Source organism: Carboxylicivirga mesophila, assembly GCF_018271975.1.
Lineage (GTDB): Bacteria > Bacteroidota > Bacteroidia > Bacteroidales > Marinilabiliaceae > Carboxylicivirga > Carboxylicivirga mesophila.
In genome coordinates, this window is sequence record NZ_JAGUCN010000012.1 from 104,935 (window position 1) to 123,735 (window position 18,801).

Annotated in this window: 14 protein-coding genes; 11 read left to right on the top strand and 3 right to left on the bottom strand. The window is 41.6% G+C overall.

Features of this window, described 5'->3' with window-relative positions; translation table 11 throughout:
• Nucleotides 1-12: 12 nt before the first annotated feature.
• From KEM09_RS11720 to KEM09_RS11735, 4 genes are all read left to right on the top strand, one after another.
• On the top strand, nucleotides 13-1,779 hold the full coding sequence (locus KEM09_RS11720; protein ID WP_212228526.1) for an NADH-dependent [FeFe] hydrogenase, group A6: 1,767 nt from the start codon (nucleotides 13-15) through the stop codon (nucleotides 1,777-1,779).
• Nucleotides 1,780-1,861: 82 nt separating this feature from the next.
• Nucleotides 1,862-2,338 carry an NADH-quinone oxidoreductase subunit NuoE family protein gene (locus KEM09_RS11725; RefSeq protein ID WP_212188038.1) on the top strand — a complete coding sequence of 159 codons (477 nt, stop codon included), beginning with the start codon at nucleotides 1,862-1,864 and terminating at the stop codon, nucleotides 2,336-2,338.
• A gap of 281 nt (nucleotides 2,339-2,619) precedes the next feature.
• Nucleotides 2,620-4,053, top strand: coding sequence for a [FeFe] hydrogenase H-cluster radical SAM maturase HydG (gene hydG / locus KEM09_RS11730; protein ID WP_212228528.1), 1,434 nt, complete (start codon nucleotides 2,620-2,622; stop codon nucleotides 4,051-4,053).
• Nucleotides 4,054-4,279: 226 nt separating this feature from the next.
• Nucleotides 4,280-5,806 (top strand): acyl-CoA dehydrogenase family protein, encoded by a 1,527-nt coding sequence (locus KEM09_RS11735; RefSeq protein WP_212228530.1) that lies wholly within the window; start codon nucleotides 4,280-4,282, stop codon nucleotides 5,804-5,806.
• A 74-nt stretch (nucleotides 5,807-5,880) separates the two neighbouring features.
• Here the strand turns inward: KEM09_RS11735 and KEM09_RS11740 are convergent, their stop codons facing one another.
• Together KEM09_RS11740 and KEM09_RS11745 are read right to left on the bottom strand one after the other, a co-directional pair.
• Nucleotides 5,881-6,504, bottom strand: a complete 624-nt coding sequence (locus KEM09_RS11740; RefSeq protein ID WP_212228531.1) for a hypothetical protein — start codon at nucleotides 6,502-6,504, stop codon at nucleotides 5,881-5,883.
• Nucleotides 6,505-6,656: 152 nt separating this feature from the next.
• Nucleotides 6,657-7,481, bottom strand: a complete 825-nt coding sequence (locus KEM09_RS11745; RefSeq protein ID WP_244824976.1) for a CvfB family protein — start codon at nucleotides 7,479-7,481, stop codon at nucleotides 6,657-6,659.
• 294 nt (nucleotides 7,482-7,775) lie between these two features.
• On the opposite strand from KEM09_RS11745, the gene KEM09_RS11750 reads away from it, so the two are divergent.
• The 5 genes from KEM09_RS11750 to KEM09_RS11770 all read left to right on the top strand — a co-directional run bounded on the left by KEM09_RS11750 (nucleotide 7,776) and on the right by KEM09_RS11770 (nucleotide 14,110).
• Nucleotides 7,776-9,113, top strand: coding sequence for a TolC family protein (locus KEM09_RS11750; RefSeq protein ID WP_212228532.1), 1,338 nt, complete (start codon nucleotides 7,776-7,778; stop codon nucleotides 9,111-9,113).
• Nucleotides 9,114-9,151: 38 nt separating this feature from the next.
• Nucleotides 9,152-10,228, top strand: a complete 1,077-nt coding sequence (locus tag KEM09_RS11755) for an efflux RND transporter periplasmic adaptor subunit (protein ID WP_212228533.1) — start codon at nucleotides 9,152-9,154, stop codon at nucleotides 10,226-10,228.
• A 27-nt stretch (nucleotides 10,229-10,255) separates the two neighbouring features.
• Nucleotides 10,256-13,525, top strand: coding sequence for an efflux RND transporter permease subunit (locus KEM09_RS11760; protein ID WP_212228534.1), 3,270 nt, complete (start codon nucleotides 10,256-10,258; stop codon nucleotides 13,523-13,525).
• 75 nt (nucleotides 13,526-13,600) lie between these two features.
• Nucleotides 13,601-13,903: a hypothetical protein gene (locus KEM09_RS11765; protein WP_212228535.1), complete on the top strand. Its 303-nt coding sequence runs from the start codon at nucleotides 13,601-13,603 to the stop codon at nucleotides 13,901-13,903.
• A 21-nt stretch (nucleotides 13,904-13,924) separates the two neighbouring features.
• Complete coding sequence (locus KEM09_RS11770) at nucleotides 13,925-14,110, top strand: YgaP family membrane protein (RefSeq protein WP_212228536.1); 186 nt, start codon at nucleotides 13,925-13,927, stop codon at nucleotides 14,108-14,110.
• Nucleotides 14,111-14,226: 116 nt separating this feature from the next.
• Here the strand turns inward: KEM09_RS11770 and KEM09_RS11775 are convergent, their stop codons facing one another.
• Nucleotides 14,227-16,011: a HAMP domain-containing methyl-accepting chemotaxis protein gene (locus KEM09_RS11775; RefSeq protein WP_212228537.1), complete on the bottom strand. Its 1,785-nt coding sequence runs from the start codon at nucleotides 16,009-16,011 to the stop codon at nucleotides 14,227-14,229.
• 426 nt (nucleotides 16,012-16,437) lie between these two features.
• Between KEM09_RS11775 and KEM09_RS11780 the strand changes: the two genes are divergently transcribed.
• Together KEM09_RS11780 and KEM09_RS11785 are read left to right on the top strand one after the other, a co-directional pair.
• A complete protein-coding gene (locus tag KEM09_RS11780; RefSeq protein ID WP_212228539.1) occupies nucleotides 16,438-17,172 on the top strand; it encodes an NUDIX hydrolase in 735 nt (244 codons plus the stop codon).
• Nucleotides 17,173-17,181: 9 nt separating this feature from the next.
• Nucleotides 17,182-18,798: an MFS transporter gene (locus tag KEM09_RS11785; RefSeq protein WP_212228541.1), complete on the top strand. Its 1,617-nt coding sequence runs from the start codon at nucleotides 17,182-17,184 to the stop codon at nucleotides 18,796-18,798.
• Nucleotides 18,799-18,801: the final 3 nt, after the last annotated feature.

An 18,801-nucleotide genomic window follows, 5' to 3' on the forward strand; every position in this document is an offset into this window, starting at 1 on the left:
AAAGATAGAAGAATGGAAATCGTTCAATTAAGCATAGATAATAAAAAGGTAGTTGTTGAGAAAGGCACTACCATCTTAGAGGCAGCGAAAAACATCGGGGTGGATATTCCCACTTTATGTCATATGAAGCTGCACGATATGAACATTGAGAATAAGCCAGGCGGATGTCGTGTTTGCGTGGTGGAGGTGGAAGGTCGTCGTAACCTGGCGCCTGCTTGTAAAACAGAGTGTACCGAAGGTATGGACATTCAAACGCACTCCGTTCGTGTGGTCAATGCCCGTCGTACAGTGATGGAACTGATCTTATCGGATCACCCGTTTGATTGCTTGGTGTGTGCTAAATCAGGTGACTGCGAATTACAGACAATGGCACAGAACCTAGGTATTCGCGAAGTGCGTTACCAGGGTGAGAAAAACTCCTATAAGAGTGATGAATCACCTGCTATTGTGCGCGAAATGGAGAAATGTATCATGTGCCGCCGTTGTGAAACCGCTTGTAACGAGGTACAGACAGTAGGTGTGCTTTCGGCTGTAAACCGTGGTTTTGAGTCGGTAGTTGCTCCAGCTTTTGAAATGGATTTGGATCACTCGGCCTGTACTTTCTGTGGGCAGTGTGTGGCTGTTTGTCCAACAGGTGCTTTAACAGAGCGTGATAGTTCAGCTAAAGTGATGGATGCCATTGTTGATCCTAAGAAAACAGTGATTGTTCAGACGGCTCCGGCTGTTCGTGCTGCGTTAGGCGAGGAGTTTGGCATGGAAGCAGGTACTTTGGTGACCGGTAAAATGGTTTCAGCTCTACGCAAATTAGGTTTCGACCATGTATTTGATACTGACTTTGCAGCTGACTTAACCATTATGGAAGAAGGTACCGAGTTGTTAGGTCGTTTAGGTAAGCATTTAGCTGGTGACAAGGATGTGAAGTTACCTATTTTAACTTCTTGTTGTCCGGGTTGGGTGAATTTCTTCGAGCATCAGTTCCCTGATATGATAGATATTCCATCGACAGCTAAGTCGCCTCAGCAAATGTTTGGAGCCATTGCTAAAACATATTTCGCTGATCAGCTGAAGCAGAAGCGCGAAGATGTAGTGGTCGTTTCAGTGATGCCTTGCTTGGCTAAAAAATATGAGTGTGCACGCGATGAATTTAAAGTAGATGGTGATCCAGACGTGAACTTATCAATTTCTACTCGTGAGTTAGCTCAGATGATTCGTAATGCCAACTTAAACTTCGAAGCACTGGAAGAAGATGATTTTGACCAGCCATTAGGCGAGTCAACAGGTGCTGCTGTTATCTTCGGTACTACAGGTGGTGTAATCGAAGCAGCTGTTCGTACGGCTTATGAGGTGCATACCAAAAAGCCACTTCCAAAACTTGACTTTGAAGAGTTGAGAGGTTTCGAAGGTATTCGTTCGGCAACCATTGATTTTGATGGTCTTCCGATTAATATTGGTATTGCCCATGGATTAGGAAATGCCCGTAAATTATTAGAAGATATCCGAGCTGGTAAATCACAGTTCCATGCCATCGAAATTATGGCATGTCCTGGTGGTTGTATCGGTGGTGGTGGTCAGCCATATCACCACGGTGATGTAGAGGTGTTGAAGAAGCGTCAGCGTGCTATTTATGAGGAGGATAAAGGTAAAGTGCTACGTAAATCGCATGAAAATCCATTTGTTCAGAAACTGTATAGCGAATTTCTGGGTGAGCCATGTGGACATAAATCGCATGAGTTGCTTCATACGCACTATTACGATAAGAAAAAGAAGATTGAAATCTAATTAGTATCAAGGTTATAGTATCAAGATGCAAGTCAGTCTTGATACTTGATACTTGTATCTTTTATCTTAAAAGGAAATTAAAATGGCAGATATAAAATTACCCGCCGGTAAGGTGGAAGAATTAAAAGAAGTTTGCAAAAAACTCGGTAACGAAGGAGGCGAGTTAATTAATGCACTTCATGCAGCTCAGGAATTGTTTGGCTATTTACCAGCTGAAGTTCAGGAGTTGGTCGCAAATGAAATGAATGTGTCTGTTGCACACGTTTATGGTGTCGTAACGTTCTACTCATTCTTCTCGATGATTCCAAAAGGAGAGCATCCTATCTCAATTTGTATGGGAACGGCCTGCTACGTGCGTGGAGCTGAGAAGGTGTTGGACGAGTTTAAGCGTCATCTGGATGTAAAAGTTGGTGAAACCACACCTGATGGTAAATTCTCTATCAGCTGCTTACGTTGTGTTGGAGCTTGCGGCTTGGCACCTGTAGTAACAGTTGGCGATAAAGTATATGGTCGTGTGGCTGCTGAAGATGTAAAAGGTATTTTAGAAGAATACAAATAATATACATGCTTTAAAAATGGAACCGCCTCACTTTATGGGGCGGTTTTTTGTTATTTATATTGTAATTAAATGCCTCGCCGTAAAGATATATCAGCGGCAAGGTTAGGCCTAAGCTTATGATTTAAAGTTTAAAATTAGGGTGGAAGGTCTAATTATAAGTATAATGTAAATAGTGTTTTTTAACAGCTAATAATTCTGGTAATATATTGCTTAAATCAGCTTAAAACACCTAATTTTGAACCATGAAGTGTTGATTGGGACAACACGTAAAAGCAAATCAGATGTCAATAATTTATACCCCGCAAAAATATAAGCTGGCTGATAAGCCAATGGAGAATTTTATTGATCCGGAGGAAATCAATGAGATTCTGGCGACTCATCAGCAACCAAGCATGCAGCAGGTTAATGAGGTGATTGCCAAATCGATGCAGAAGCAGCGATTGAGTTTGCAAGACACGGCGATTCTATTGAATGCCAATGAGCCTGAAATGGTAGATACTATTAAGTCGGCTGCCAGGCAACTTAAAGAACAGGTGTATGGTAAACGAATTGTGTTGTTTGCACCGCTGTATGTTGGCAACCTGTGTATCAATGATTGTACCTATTGTGGGTTCCGTTCAACCAATAAAAAACAAGAGCGCATAACCCTTGGTAAGCAGGATATTATTGATCAGGTGAAGGCTTTGGAAGATACAGGCCATAAGCGTTTGATATTGGTTTATGGCGAGCATCCACGCTACGATGCACAGTTCATTGCAGAGACCGTCAAGATGGTTTACGGTGTTAAGCATAAAAATGGTGAAATTCGCCGGGTTAACATCAATGCTGCACCGCTGGATATTGAGGGGTATAAAATTGTGAAAGAAGCAGGCATTGGTACCTACCAGATCTTTCAGGAGACCTACCATAAGCCCACCTATGAGAAGGTTCACCTGAAAGGCACTAAGAAGCATTTTGAATGGCGGTTGGCCGGTTTGGATCGGGCACAGGAAGCAGGAATTGATGATGTAGGTATTGGCGCTTTGTTTGGACTTTACGATTGGCGCTTTGAAGCAATGGGACTTGTGCGCCATGTCAATCATTTTGAGGCTGTTTATAATGTTGGGCCACACACTATTTCATTTCCTCGTATTCAGTCTGCTTCAGGCTTTGAGGTAGATAAACGCTACGAAGTGAGTGATACCGATTTTACCAAGCTGGTGGCTGTATTGCGATTGGCTGTACCATACACCGGATTGATTTTGACTGCTCGTGAACCCGGCTATATTCGTGATGAGATTTTGCAATATGGGGTGTCGCAGATTGATGGCGGTACAAATATAGAAATGAAAGGATATACCAGCCATAAGGAGCAACAGGATTTAGATCATGAACAATTTGAGATTTGTGACGATCGCTCCTTGAATGAGGTGATGGAAGAGCTGGTGGAAGATGGCTATATACCTTCTTTTTGCACGGCCTGCTATCGTTTAAACCGCACCGGTGAGCACTTCATGGAGTTTTCTGTTCCCGGATTTATCAAGCGCTTTTGTCAGCCCAATGCCATACTTACTTTGGCTGAATACCTTGAGGATTATGCTCCGCCTGCAACTAAAGAGAAGGGTTACAAACTGATTGAAGATAGTTTGAAGGACTATGAAGATGAACGCTTCAAAACAAAATTAGTTGAGCGTTTGGGGCGTATACAAGCCGGCGAACGAGATTTGTACTTCTAAGAACTTATCATATTTGAAAGTCTGATTAATAGCTGTTAATCAGGCTTTTTTCTGTTCATTGCTTAATAAAAAGATAAAAACATCCAAAAATCCATATAATTTAAAAACTAATCGATACATTCGTGCTTTTAGTTTTCATTCTGGATAATTATAGTAGGGTGACCATGGTTTAAGTATATGCATTTTAGACCAAAGCTCAACTATGTTTATCTGTAAAATAAGGTAGATGCAAATACAATCAATAGCTGAGGTAGGAAGTAATTTGGACCGACAGTTCGAAAAAATTCTGAAGCGCTTAAAAGCCAAAATGAAAAGCGTTTATCATGAGCGCAGTGATATTAATGAACTTGGTATTAACCGGGGTATGCCGCCTTTTGTGATGCGCGAGATAATGTCCACTAATCCTTTTTCTGCCATTATCCCAACTAAGTACGGAGGATTAGGAGGTGACACCAAAGAGAGTATTGCCTTAATGGCGGCCGCATCATACGAATCATTGGCTTTGTCACTAACCTTTGGTATTAATATGGCTCTATTTCTGCAACCTGTTATTAAAGCAGGTCAACCGGCAGCCAAAGCTGAAGTGCTGAAGCGTTTTGTTGAGCAGCAAAATATGGGTGGATTAATGATTACGGAGCCTGATTTTGGTAGTGATGCATTAAATATGCAGACATCCTATACTGAATCTGGCAATTCAGCTAAACTTAAAGGTACAAAGCATTGGGCAGGCTTAACGGGGTGGGCCGATTTCTGGCTGTTAACGGCTCGTAAAGATATGGGTGGTAACAGCCTGGCACGTGATCTTGATTTCTTTATTTGTGATGTAACGCAGCCTAAGCAGGGCATTGTTGTGGAAGAGCATTTTAATAATCTGGGTTTGTATCAAATACCATACGGGCGTAATCGTATTGATGTTGAGATTCCTGGTGTACAGAAGTTAGTGCCAGAAAAATCCGGGGTTAAGCTGATGCTGGATTTATTGCACCGCAGTCGTATGTCATTTCCAGGCATGGCTATCGGTTTTATTCAACGTATGCTCGATGAGGCTATTCAGCATTGTCAGCAGCGCTTTGTCGGCGGGAAAAGTCTTTTGTCCTATGATCAGGTGCAACAGCGCATTAGTCAGCTGCAGGCATATTTCACCACTGTATCAGCTTTTTGTGTAAATAGTAGTACAAAGGCAGGACTGAAAAATGACTTATCTACTATTGGGATAGAAGCCAATGCAGTTAAAAGCATTGCTACAGATATGATGCAGGCAGCTTCGCAAACATTGTTGCAGTTGGTAGGTGCCAAAGGTTATAAACTCAATCATATTGCCGGGCGCTCAACTGTTGATAGTCGTCCCTTTCAGATTTTTGAAGGCTCTAACGATATGCTTTATTCGCAGGTGGCAGAAAGTGTTATTAAATTGATGCGTAAAGCCAGGCAGACCAATGTGCTTGATTTCATCAATGGTTTTGAGCTAACGTCAAGTGCAGGCAGTGTTGTGAAGGATTTATTAAATTTTAAATTGAGCGACTCTATTCCACAGCGTAAGTTGGTTGAATTTGGTCAGATTTTTAGTCGTTTAATCTCCCTGGAAAAAGTATTAAAGCTGGGTGACAAAGGCTTTGCTGCACAGCTGATTGATGGGGCGGTTGTTCATTTACGTCAGGATATTCAACAACTGTTAGCAGCTTTTAATGCTGATAACCAAACAAGGGTAATTGAGGATTATCGTTCTAAATCTAATTGGCTCTCTTTTGTTTAAAAGAATGTGACTTCTATATGATACAACAAAACCGGATTTTACGTCCGGTTTTGTTATTTAATAGTTGTACTGAATTATTTTCTTCGCCACAGTGTTTTCTGAAAGATAATACCATAATAGGCATCTCCTGTATCACTCATAATGCAGTATTCGGCTCCAATCTGAATTCCACCAAAAGCTTTGATGTTATAATAAGCATCTACCCAAAGTGAGTTATTTGCGTAGCCATCTTTATTGAAGTTGGTGGTAGTACCAACAGCAAAGTCAAAACGTCCGCCATATGAGTAATATAAACCATTTACCAATGCCTGGTTTTTCCAGGTTTCTACATCCTGATTATAGGTGGTGTAAGGTAAAAAGAGGTGGTTGTCAGCATATAATTCATATCCATATCCTATTCCGACACTGAAATATTCGCCTTCAAAGCGGTTATGACTAAGGCGTAAGTTGACGTTGTGCTTCGAATTTTTGCTGACTGACGCCCAAAAGCTCGCTTCCAGATCAGAATAACCCACTGTATTAAATAATTGTATACCTAACGAATTGACTACATGTGCAGACTTTTCGTCTGATTTTTCATTATAAAACTGATTGTCTTCAACTGCAATGCCCTCAAAACCTGCGTTACTGTTAAAATCCTGTGCATTAATATTGACAAGGCAACACGCCCCAACAATCATTGAGAAAATAAACTTCATACTTAATCCTTTACAATTTACTGAGTCTTAATACTAGCTTTGATGGTAATTAATGGCCGTAACCAGCAATAACTTTACCAGCATTGTTTTGCAAGTTTAGAATTAGGAATATTTAAGACTTGGAATAGAACCTGTTTAATAACGTTAAGTCATTAAAGTAAGGAAATGCCATTATTGTCTATTTTTATAAGACGTTGTTTATACAATGCGCCAATGGCTTTTTTAAAGTTTTTCTTACTGGTTCCAAATACTTTGTAGATGAGTTCAGCGGGACTTTTGTCAGTGATGTCCATGTGACCACCTTTGACTTTAAGCTTTTCAATGATGTCAGCAGCCAGACCACCAATTTTTTCGTAACCTGGTTTTTCCAGACTAATATCCAGCTTGTCGTCTTCCCTCACTTTTTTGATATACCCTTTACAACTGTCCCCAATTTTTATGGGCTTAAACAATTCATTATGATAGAGCATACCTGAATGTGTATTGTTGACAGCCACCTTATAGCCTAAATCGGTTTTCCCTATCACCATGATGTCCACTTCTTCACCTTCCTCATACTCAGGCATAAGATTGTCTAGAACCGAATTGAGTTTTGATGTAGCTACAATACGTCTGCTTTCATCGTCAAGGTATACATACACCACATACCGCTCGCCTTCTTTCATGCGTTCAGCCTGTTCGCGGTAGGGTACCAGCAAATCTTTCATCAGACCCCAATCAAGAAAAGCGCCTGTTTTGTTGACTGAAACAACTTTTAAATAAGCCAACTCACCTACTATAGCATGTGGTTCTTCTGTTGTAGCTATAATGCGGTCTTCGGAGTCGAGGTAAATAAATACTTCAAGGTCATCATCAACTTTTAACCCTGGTGGTACATAACGTATTGGTAATAATATTTCGCCTAATTCCCCTCCATCCAGGTAAACGCCAAAGTCTACTGTCTTAATTACACGTAATGTATTGTATTTCCCTATCATCCTGATATTTTTAAAGAGGGTGCAAAGGTAAGGAAATGTATGGCATATTACACTATTCACCGTTTGAGATCTTCATTTATTTCCACATATAGTTTTTGTGCATTAGCTACTTTTTCTACGGCATATGAAATAAAAAAGGATAAAAGTGTATTAATTTATGTAACAGGTAATCAGGATGATGTGGAAAAATAACATATACAAACATCTAGAAAGTTGCATATATAGAAAAATAGATATATGTTTGTCCCTGAAATTTTACTTCGGTAAATGAATATGGAAAAACAAACAAAACATATGAACAGAAATTTTTTAAATGGGATTCTAATAGCCTGCATATCATTGGCAGGCTTGGCATCTCAGGCCCAGGAAAAAACGGGTAATGAGATGTTTTCGTTGGATGAGGCATTGCAGTTAGCGTCAGAGAATAACAGAGAAATTCAGAAAGCGCTGGCTGATGTGAATGCTGCAAAGGGGGCAAATCAGCAGGCTAATGCCGCATTTCTGCCTTCAGTTGAGTTGTCAAGTGGCTATATGACTTCAAATGATCCACTTTATGCTTTTGGTTTTAAGCTGCAGCAGCAAGGAGTGACTATGGCTGATTTTGATCCGGCGGTGATTAATGCGCCGGGACAAACCAATCATTTTGCTACACAGGTAATGGTTGAACAGCCATTGATTAATGTGGATGCCTGGATGGGTAAAGGAGCTGCCGGTAAGCAGGTAAAAGCCATGGAGCACCAGACAGAGTACACACGCGAGTATGTGAATTTTTTGGTAAAGCAAACTTATTATGCTTTGCAATTGGCACAAAACCGTGTTGAAGTCATGAAAAAGGCTCAGGCCACCACTAATTCCTATCTGAAAATGGCTGAAGATAACCTGCAACAAGGATACCTGAAAGAAGCAGATGTAATGGCTATTAAAGTGCGCCAGTACGAGCAGGTGGCTATGGTTCAGGAGGCAGAAAATCAGGTGAAGAGTGTAAGTGAAACATTAAACTTTTTAATGGGAAGGGCTATTCATTTGCCTGTGCAGGTAACCGATTCTATTACGCAGGTGTCCTTTTCATTTAATAACGCTACTTCTATTTTCAATCGTTCCGATGTGGTGGCTATGCAGTATGGCCTGGAGGCCCAAAAGAAAATGGAGAAGAGTGATTTGATGAAGTTTGCGCCGCGCATCAATGCTTTTGGTTCTTATAACCTTTATGATGCTGATTTTGGCGGTTTTGGTGCCGACAGCTACATGGTGGGCATTAAGCTGCAGTGGCGTATTTTTAATGGTGGGCGAAATATTGGAAAGTACAACCAGACCAAGGCTAATTATCAAAAAGCACAAGTGTCGTACCAGGATTATGTAGAGAAAGAAAATATGGAATTGTCGAAGGCCACCAGAGCTATTGCGGTTGCTGAAAGTCAGTTGGCTACCTACAACCTGGCTGCTGAACAGGCAAACGAATCATTGCGCATCAGAACCAACCGCTATAACCAGGGCATGGAGAGTACCTCAGATTTGCTAATGGCCGAAACCAAGGCCGAAGAAAGTGTTCTCAAGAAATTGTATGCCATCTATAACTACAATGTGGCTGTGTTCAAATATCAAATGCTGGCATCGGAAACTACCCAGCAATAATTCATTACATCATTCGAAAAACAAAAAATAGTATAAATATGAAATCTGTAAACTTATTAATTGCTGCAGCTGCATTTGCCTTTTTAACACAAGCCTGCGGCAGCAGTAACGAGGAGAATGCTAAAGCTAAACCAGCTGTAAAAGCTAAAGTTGAGACGCTTGAGTTAACTACGGTACCAAAGAAGTTTCATTATACAGGAACGGTTTCTTCGGTGAACCAATCAACATTAAGTACCCGCATAATGGGCCAGATAAGTCAGGTTTTGGTACGCGAAGGTGATATGGTTAAGAAAGGCCAGTTGCTGGTGTCTATCCGTAGTAACGATATTCAGGCCAAGGAGCAGCAGGTTGAAGCCAACATTATTCAGGCCAAAGCTGCCTACAAACACGCCAAAGATGACTTTGAACGTATTCAGGCATTGTTCAACAGTAAAAGCGCCACGCAAAAAGAGTTGGATGATATTACGGTGCATCTGAAGATGACAAAAGCTCAGTTGGCTGCGGCACAAAAAGCAAAGGATGAGGTGGTTGAAATGCTCTCATACGCTGATATTCGTGCGCCTTATGATGGCGTTATCACTCAGAAATTTGTGGATAGCGGCGACATGGCCAATCCAGGTATGCCTTTGCTGGCCATTGAAGCACCGGGCCTGTTTGAGGTAATAGCTAAAATTCCGGAATCGGAAATATACAAGGTGGAAAAGGGAGATGTGGTAGAAGTCCATATCGATGCTTGTAAAGAGATGATTAGCGGCAGTATTACACATGTTAGTCCGTCCAGTCGTTTTTCAGGCTCGCAGTTTGATGCCCGCATCAGCCTTTTGCCTACAGAGGAACAAAAGCAAGCCATCAGAAGTGGTGTTTTTGCCCACGTAAACCATCTGAAAGGAGAGGAACAGAAGCTGTTAGTGCCTGCGGATATGATTGTTGAACGTGGACAGTTAAAAGGCATCTGGACAGTCAGTCAGGCCAACAAGGCATTACTTCGTTGGGTTAGATTGGGTAAGCTATATGGAGACAAAATTGAGGTCTTGTCTGGTTTAAGCGATGGCAACCAGTTAGTCGTTGCTTCGGAAGGGCGCTTGTTCGACGGAGCCGAATTGCAATTAAACTAATGTTCCTAACCTTTAATTTTTAGAAGAATGAAAACAGGATTTGCCGGGACATTAGCCCGGATGTTTATAAAATCAAAACTGACACCGCTATTGATGGTCGCTTTCATGATTATCGGCGTGTACAGTTCATACCTTACACCTCGTGAAGAGGAACCGCAGATTGATGTTCCCATAGCCGATATATTTATTGGCTACCCGGGAGCCAGCCCCAAGGAGATTGAGTCGAAGATAGTGACGCCAATTGAGAAGATTGTATCCAATGTAAAAGGCGTCGAATACGTTTACTCACAGTCATTATCAGAGCAAGCCATGCTGATTGTGCAGTTTTATGTTGGCGAAGATATCGAACGAAGCCTCGTGAAATTGTACAACGAGATAATGAAGAACATGGATAAGATGCCGGCAGGTGTCACCATGCCTTTGGTTAAAACCCGCTCGATAGACGATGTGCCCGTTATGGGCTTAACGCTATGGAGTGAAAATTACGATGATTACCAGTTGAGGCGCGTGGCGCAGGAACTTTCTTCAGAGATTGAGAAGATTACTGATATTTCTGAAACAAAGGTCATAGGCGGACGCAACCGTGAGATACAGGTGGTTTTAGATCGCGATAAGATGGCAGCCTTTCAGGTAGATCCATTGATTATTACCCAGCAGTTGCAGGCCGCTAATCAACAGGTGTCGGCTGGCAGTTTTAGCAGCAATAACACTGAGTATGCGGTCAGGACTGGTGAGTTTTTTACCAATGCCGATGAAGTAGCCAATGTGGTGGTGGGTATTTATCAAAACTCACCTGTGTACCTGCATCAGGTCGCGCATGTTGAAGATGGAGCAGCTTTGCCTAGTTCATATGTGGCTTTTGGCTATGGTCAGGCCAGCGAAAGCAAGCAGGTTTACCAAAGTGAATATCCGGCTGTAACTATTTCGGTGGCTAAGCGCCGGGGAGCTGATGCTATGCGCTTGGCTGATCGTATTACTGAAAAGATTGACGTGTTGCGTGAAGAGCTCTTACCAGCTGATATCAATGTGGAGGTGACTCGTAATTATGGTGAGACCGCTTCTGATAAAGTAGGAGAGCTGCTGATGCACCTGCTGGGAGCAATTATTGCCGTTACATTGGTGGTGATGCTGGCTATGGGATGGCGTGGTGGTTTGGTGGTATTTATTTCTGTACCCATCACCTTTGCCCTAACGATGTTTAGTTACTACTTCCTTGATTATACGCTCAACCGTATCACTCTGTTTGCACTGGTATTTGTAACAGGTATTGTGGTGGATGACTCCATCATTATTGCCGAGAATATGCATCGTCATTTCAAGATGAAGCAATTGCCTTTCTGGCAAGCGGCCTTGCGTTCCATTGATGAGGTGGGTAATCCAACAATATTGGCCACATTCACTGTGATTGCAGCCGTAATACCGATGGTGTTTGTATCTGGTATGATGGGGCCATACATGAGTCCGATGCCAATTGGCGCATCAATTGCTATGATTTTCTCCTTGTTTGTAGCACTTATGATAACGCCTTGGCTGGCTTACCGCCTGCTGAAGCACGATGATGGTGATGACAAGGAGAAGGATTACTCGTTGGAGAAAACTTTAATCTACAGATTATATAATAAAACCATGCGCCCAATGATTGAAAGTCCGATGAAGCGTTGGGTATTCATCATAGGCGTTACGGTTTTATTGATTGGTTCAGCTAGTTTATTTTTATTTAAAGTAGTAACTGTTAAAATTTTGCCATTTGACAACAAGAATGAGTTTCAGGTGGTGGTGGATATGCCCGAAGGCAGCACCTTAGAGGAGACAGCCAATGTGATCAAGGAGCTGGCGGCCTATTTGCGTAATCACGAGTTGGTGACGAACTACCAGACTTATGTGGGGACATCGGCACCTATCAATTTTAACGGATTAGTGCGCCATTACGATTTACGTCGTGGTTCTAATGTGGCTGATATCCAGGTTAACCTGGTTTCGAAAAAAGAGCGCGACCTGCAATCGCATGATATTGCTAAGGAATTGCGTCCTGGATTACAGAAAATAGGGGCGAGGTTTAATGCCAATGTGAAGGTGGTTGAAGTGCCGCCGGGACCTCCGGTAATGTCAACCTTAGTGGCAGAAATTTATGGACCTGATTATGAGTCGCAGAAAGAAGTGGCTCAACAAGTGAAGGAGCTTTTTGCAACTACCGAAAGTGTGGTGGATATCGACTGGATGATGGAGGATGAGCAGACAGAATATACCTTTGATGTTGATAAAGAAAAAGCCATGCTGGCAGGTATTGCTCCCCAACAAATTATTCAGGCCATGAACATGGCCCTGCGTGGAGCTAATGTATCATACCTGTATGCCGAAAATGATCATCGTCAGGTGGGCATAAAACTACGTCTGGACGAAAGTAATCGCACTGGAATTGAAGACCTGAAAAAGATAACGCTAAAATCGCAGCTGGGAGATATGGTGGCCATTGGCGACCTTGTGAATATCAATGAGCAGCAAAAAGAGAAGAGCATCTACCGGAAGAATCAAAAACAAGTTGTGTATGTGACGGCTGATGTGGCCGGAAGGCTCGAAAGTCCGGTGTATGCTATCCTTGATATGAGTGAACGCATGGATGAGATTCAACTGCCTGAAGGTTATGATATTGAGGAGTTTTATAACGGTCAGCCTTTTGTGGAGAATAACTATGGCCTCAAGTGGGATGGCGAATGGCAAATCACCTATGAAGTATTTCGCGACCTGGGAACAGCCTTTGCTGTTGTACTGGTGATTATCTACATGTTGATTGTAGGCTGGTTCCAAAACCTGAAAGTGCCGTTTGTAATGATGGTAGCTATTCCCCTGTCGTTGGTTGGTATTGTACTGGGACACTTTATGATGAATGCCTTCTTTACGGCCACTTCAATGATTGGTATGATTGCCCTGGCGGGTATTATGGTGCGGAATTCTATTCTGCTCATCGATTTTGTCAATATCCGGCTGAATGAAGGAGTGGCCTTACGTGAAGCTGTCATAGAAGCTGGTGCTGTGCGTACAACTCCTATCTTACTAACTGCCGGAACAGTAGTGATTGGTGCAGTGGTGATTCTTTTCGACCCTATTTTCCAGGGATTGGCTATTTCGTTGATGGGGGGTACAATTGCATCAACCGTATTAACTCTGTTGATTGTGCCGCTGATCTACTACATGACTGAGCGAAAGAGATATGAAGGTAAAGCAGCTGTTAATGAGCTTTCTGAGGAGAAAACGGATCACTCAGAAGTGCTTGAAGAAGTTGTTGAATCAAGCAATTAATTAAACAGGATGTGAAGTGTGCAAATTTAAGTCGAATGTGTGTTGCACACTTTACATCATTTATAAAGTGTAACTATGAAACTATTAATAGCTATAGCGGTAGCTGAATATAGAGAACGCCTTCAGGAGTTTTTTAGTGAGCATCAGGTATCGTATTATAATGAAATTGAAATGATGGGGATGCGCAAGCTGGAAAAGCAGCATCGCCTTGGTAATTGGTTTGGGCAAAAGTCGATGGGAGTAGATAATATAGCTTTTATCTCCTTTGTAGGTAATGAGCAGGCTGACAGTTTGTTGGAGAACCTTTTGCAATGTAAGGCTGAGATGCCGCATTGTAATATAAGAGCTTTTGTTGTTGATGTTGAAAAAGGAGTTTAAGAATATCTAATATTTACAATTATGCAAGAAAGAATTATTAGAGCAATCGCCGGAACGCTTATTCTGCTTAGTATTTTACTAGCCATATATGTTCATGTTAACTGGCTGTTTTTGGCAGGGTTTGTTGCTGTTAATCTAATTCAGTCGTCAATTACCAGATGGTGCCTGATGAATGATATTTTAACAAAACTTGGAGTACCAAAATAGTTGTGAGTTCACGCTTTATCGGAAGGTGAAGTGTGCGTTAGGTTTCCATATTTTTTGTTTGTGAATGAGAAAGGCCTTGGTTGCATGGAGCAATCGAGGCCTTTCGTTATGCATAATTAGTTGTTTAGCTTGAAATAGTTAATAAGTGCATTCAACTGGGTTGCTTGTGAATTAAGTTCCTCGGCATTGGCCGCAATTTCTTCACTGCTCGAAGCGTTGAGCTGAGTTGTATGATTCAGCCTCTGAATAGAAGCGTTTATCTGCTGCACGGCATCGCGTTGCTCGCTGGTGGCAGCCGATATTTCTTTAATTAAGCTATATGAGCTGTCAAGTGTTGGCAGCATGTTGTTGAGTTGTTGGTTGGAGTTGGACGAGAGATTGTTGCTTTCCTCTGCGAATTTTACAATCTCAGCGGCTGCATCCTGACTGCGTTCTGCCAGCTTGCGTACTTCACCAGCTACTACTGAAAAACCGCGGCCATGCTCGCCAGCCCTGGCTGCTTCAACCGATGCATTCAAGGCCAGTATATTTGTTTGCATGGCTATCTCCTCAATAATTGATATTTTATTGGTAATAAGCTTATTGGCCTGGCTGGCTTTTGCCGATTCGTGTGCGGTTAATCTGATACCTTCAAGAGCCTGGCTTGAATGCGATTCAGTCGTACCGGCATTGGCATTGCTTTGTTCGATATTAGCTACCATTTCTTCCATGGTCGTGGAAACCTCTTCGAGCGATGCAGCTTGTTCACTGGCACCTTGTGTTAGCTCCTGAGAGCTTTGGTTGAGCTGTTCGCTTGCAAGGTTTAGTTGCTCGGCACCATTCATTATTTCAGCAACTACTTCCCGCAATTTGTTATTCATTTGTTTCATGGCTTGCATCAAGCGACTGATTTCATCGTTACCAGTTGTTTCAAAAGAATGATACAGTTCACCCTTTGCCAGTGATTCGGCGAGGTGAAGCCCTTTGTTAACAGGTTTGATGATGCTTACCGATGTTATGCGGCTAATGATGATAGCGATTAGTATGGCAACAATTAGTATGGAACTGCCCCACAACGATGCAGAGCGCATTACATCTTGCTCTTCTGTGTGGATTTTGTCAACAATTGAATCGCTCAATTGCGCTACCTGGGCACCAGCTATCTGCATTGCCTTAATCTGCAAACCTTGTTCTTTGTTTTCACTAACAAATGATTCAAAAGCTTTCTCATATTCTCTGTAGCTATCATAAATCTTATTCAGCGATGCAATTGTTTTAGTGTTGTGGTTTAGTTTGGCAGCGTCCAAAACAGAGTAAAGCTTATTTAAGCGGCCTTTTACCTTTGTTACCAGGTTATTATTGATATCACCATTTGCATTAAGCGGGTTTGACACAAATTCCCAGGCAGCCATTCTAACCTGGCTGTGTGCATATAGCACATCTTTTGATAGCTTACTGGATTTGTTGAGTTGTTGGTCATAGCTAATAATCGCCCCGACTTTTGTGCCGGTTTTAGACCAGTTGGCTTTGGTGGTTTGTTTGTTGTTTTCAACCGTAACGTAATTGTTAAACGCTTTCAAGTAGCTGCTGATGGCCAGTCTAAGCGAATCTGTATTTAAATCTTTAACAGTGTTTAGGCTGTCTGTTGTTTCAATTTCCAATAATGCATTGTTAAGATTGTTAATGGTTGATTCAACTTTGGTTTCATCGGTAAATTTCATAAAGTAGAGGACGCCTATTCGGGCATTCATCAGGTGGGTTTGTGCATTTTTAAGATGGTTTGCCAATTCAACAACTTTGCTTGTTTTATTGATGCTATTACGCCCTATTAAACCTACCAGGGCTACGCAGATAATCATAATGGTGAAACCCATCATTAATCGATAACGAATGGATAGGTTTCTGATGTTAGAGATTTTCATTATTTATTTTTTGGTCTTTAGATGTACTTGTGTGCTGGGGAGCAAAAATAATTTTCTGATTGATATGTTTAAAAAGTTGGAAAAATGCCTAATGTCCATTAGTACAGGTGAGTGAGGTGTTTGGCTGTCGTGAATCACGTAAAATATTCCATCAATCGGTTGAAATAATTGACGAAATAATTCAGTAATTAAGTGCATATAAGGCATTTTTTCTTGTTCATCAGATTTTGTGTTACTGCTGAGCCGTATGTGGATGTTAATTGTTTTACAATCTTTCCATGTTGTGTTTTTGTCTTTGTGTTTATCGGTTGATTATCAGCCTAAAAGTCTTCAGGTTAAATAGAGGTTTTATAGTTGTTTTTGGATTTTAATTAAAAACATATACATTTGTCAAAATCATAAAGTGTAAAAATAACACTAAGTATAATGAGGCAAATTTCACAATATTTATCAGTCGACTGTGTTTTATTCGGTTATAATGGTTCAGAGTTAGAAGTGTTAATTGTTGATAGGACACTAAATGATGAAAAGAGTGGTGAGCTGGTTATTAATGATTGTACACTAACGGGTAATCATGTTTACGAAGATGAACCTATTGAAGAAGCGGCCAACCGTGTTTTGTTTGACTTAACGGGCTTAGACAATGTATTTCTGGAGCAGTTTAAAACATTTGCACATCCTAATCGCCTTAAAAGGCCCAACGATCAGCTTTGGTTAAAAAGTACAGGCCGAAACCCTGAGGCGCGTATTATTACGGTAGGCTTCTATTCGTTAGTGGCTACTGATAAAGTTAAGTTACAGTGGAAAGGACGTAATGTAAGGTGGGTACCTGTATCAGAAGTTGGGGAGTTGGCTTTTGACCATAATCTGATTCTGGAAGAGGCGCTCAGGACATTGCAGACGCGTATTAAGTATGAACCCATCACTTTTGAGCTGCTGCCCGATAAGTTTACCCTCACGCAACTGCAAAATGTATATGAAGCTATTTGGGGTATTGAGCTCGATAAGCGCAACTTCAGGAAAAAGGTGGCACGCATGAAATACCTCATTCAGCTGGATGAGAAACAGACCGGCGTAGCTCATAAGCCGGCTCGCTTATATGTTTTCAGCCGCGATGTGTATGACAAAACCAAAAAAGAACTATTTGATTTCACTATCTAAATCAGGAAAATGCTAAATCAGGAAAAGATCTCAATTAAAGAAAAGATAGGATATGCACTGGGAGATGGTGCTGCCAATATTGCATGGCGAGGTGTGGCCACCTTTTTACTTATCTTTTATACAGATGTGTTTGGAATAGCACCTGCCGCAGCAGGCGTTCTGTTGCTTGTGGCTCGTTCAAGCGATGGCATTAGTGATGTTGTAATGGGGGTCATTGGCGATCGAACAAAATCTAAGTACGGCAATTTTCGCCCATGGATATTATGGACGGCTATACCTTTAGCCGTTATTCTATCTCTGCTTTTTACAACTCCTGATTTAGGACCGACAGGCAAAATTATATACGCCTACGTAACCTACATTCTTTTTACACTGATATATACAGCCAATAATATTCCATATGGAGCTTTAATGGCTGTAATGACAGGGGATGATAAGGTGCGAACCAGTTTGGGCTCATATCGTATGGTTGGTGCATTTGGTGGAGGAATGCTGGTACAGGGAGCATTGCTTTATCTGGTTGCTCATTTCGGAAATGTGGATCCGCAAATTCAGGTATCACAGCTTAATGCAGATAAGTATGAAGTAACTGTTTCGTCGCCATACGAAGTGCCCAATGCAAATATCAAAACAGAGAATGGTATCGCTACTTTTACCTGGAAAGATGAGTTGCTTGGTGATAAACCTACTAAGGATAAAAGCTTTGCCATGGAGCAGGATAGCCAATACACATTTGTGGTGGAGGGTGAAGGTGATCTGAAAGCAGAAAGTTTTAGAGTCATTAATCAGAAGAAAGGATATAGCTATTCAATTTATCTGTTATCGGTGTTTCTGGCCGGCTTTATGATACTTACTTTCTTAACTACGAAAGAACGCATAAAACCTTCAGCCAGGCAGAAAGATAACCTTTGGAAGGATTTAAAGGATTTGTTAAAAAATAAGCCCTGGTTGATTTTACTGGTCGTTGGCCTATTGTTTAATGTATATAATGCTACTAAACAGGGTATTACTGTCATTTATTTTAAACATTACCTGCATGATGAGTTGATGGCCGCTTCCTATTTGGTTGCTTTAATGATTATTTCAATCGGCGGAGCAATGGCCACGGCACCATTAGCACGGGCGGTTGGGAAGCGAATGCTGTTTATATATGCACTTATCTTTTCCGGAATTGTTAATGCGCTCATTGTTTTCTGCGGACCAGATAATACTGTCGCCATCTTTACTTTGGGAATAGCGTCGGAGTTTGCAGCAGCCATTTTTCCCACCTTATTTTTTGCGATGCTGGGTGATGCTGCCGATTACTCAGAATGGAAGAATGGCCGCAGAGCGACTGGCTTAATCTATTCAGCTGGTTCGTTTGCTACAAAGTTTGGGGGTGGTATTGCCGGAGCCATTATAGGGTTTGTATTGGCCATGTTCAAGTACAATGGGCAAGATTCAGTGGCCATCCAGGGAGCTGTACCGGGAATCATTATGCTGATGAGCTGGATTCCGGCGATTGTGGCCATCATCGCCGCAGGGGTAATGGTGCTATACCCGCTGAATCAAACTAAAATGACCCAAATAACACATGAGCTTAACGAAAAAAGAAACAACGAATTGACTTTAGAGAATCAGGGATAAAAG

What these genes read in the sequence shown, in the direction of transcription:
- KEM09_RS11720 (WP_212228526.1), top strand. Translation starts at nt 13, where the DNA reads ATGGAAATCGTTCAATTAAGCATAGATAATAAAAAGGTAGTTGTTGAG.
- KEM09_RS11725 (WP_212188038.1), top strand. Translation starts at nt 1,862, where the DNA reads ATGGCAGATATAAAATTACCCGCCGGTAAGGTGGAAGAATTAAAAGAA.
- hydG (WP_212228528.1), top strand. Translation starts at nt 2,620, where the DNA reads ATGTCAATAATTTATACCCCGCAAAAATATAAGCTGGCTGATAAGCCA.
- KEM09_RS11735 (WP_212228530.1), top strand. Translation starts at nt 4,280, where the DNA reads ATGCAAATACAATCAATAGCTGAGGTAGGAAGTAATTTGGACCGACAG.
- KEM09_RS11740 (WP_212228531.1), bottom strand. Translation starts at nt 6,504, where the DNA reads ATGAAGTTTATTTTCTCAATGATTGTTGGGGCGTGTTGCCTTGTCAAT.
- KEM09_RS11745 (WP_244824976.1), bottom strand. Translation starts at nt 7,481, where the DNA reads ATGATAGGGAAATACAATACATTACGTGTAATTAAGACAGTAGACTTT.
- KEM09_RS11750 (WP_212228532.1), top strand. Translation starts at nt 7,776, where the DNA reads ATGAACAGAAATTTTTTAAATGGGATTCTAATAGCCTGCATATCATTG.
- KEM09_RS11755 (WP_212228533.1), top strand. Translation starts at nt 9,152, where the DNA reads ATGAAATCTGTAAACTTATTAATTGCTGCAGCTGCATTTGCCTTTTTA.
- KEM09_RS11760 (WP_212228534.1), top strand. Translation starts at nt 10,256, where the DNA reads ATGAAAACAGGATTTGCCGGGACATTAGCCCGGATGTTTATAAAATCA.
- KEM09_RS11765 (WP_212228535.1), top strand. Translation starts at nt 13,601, where the DNA reads ATGAAACTATTAATAGCTATAGCGGTAGCTGAATATAGAGAACGCCTT.
- KEM09_RS11770 (WP_212228536.1), top strand. Translation starts at nt 13,925, where the DNA reads ATGCAAGAAAGAATTATTAGAGCAATCGCCGGAACGCTTATTCTGCTT.
- KEM09_RS11775 (WP_212228537.1), bottom strand. Translation starts at nt 16,011, where the DNA reads ATGAAAATCTCTAACATCAGAAACCTATCCATTCGTTATCGATTAATG.
- KEM09_RS11780 (WP_212228539.1), top strand. Translation starts at nt 16,438, where the DNA reads ATGAGGCAAATTTCACAATATTTATCAGTCGACTGTGTTTTATTCGGT.
- KEM09_RS11785 (WP_212228541.1), top strand. Translation starts at nt 17,182, where the DNA reads ATGCTAAATCAGGAAAAGATCTCAATTAAAGAAAAGATAGGATATGCA.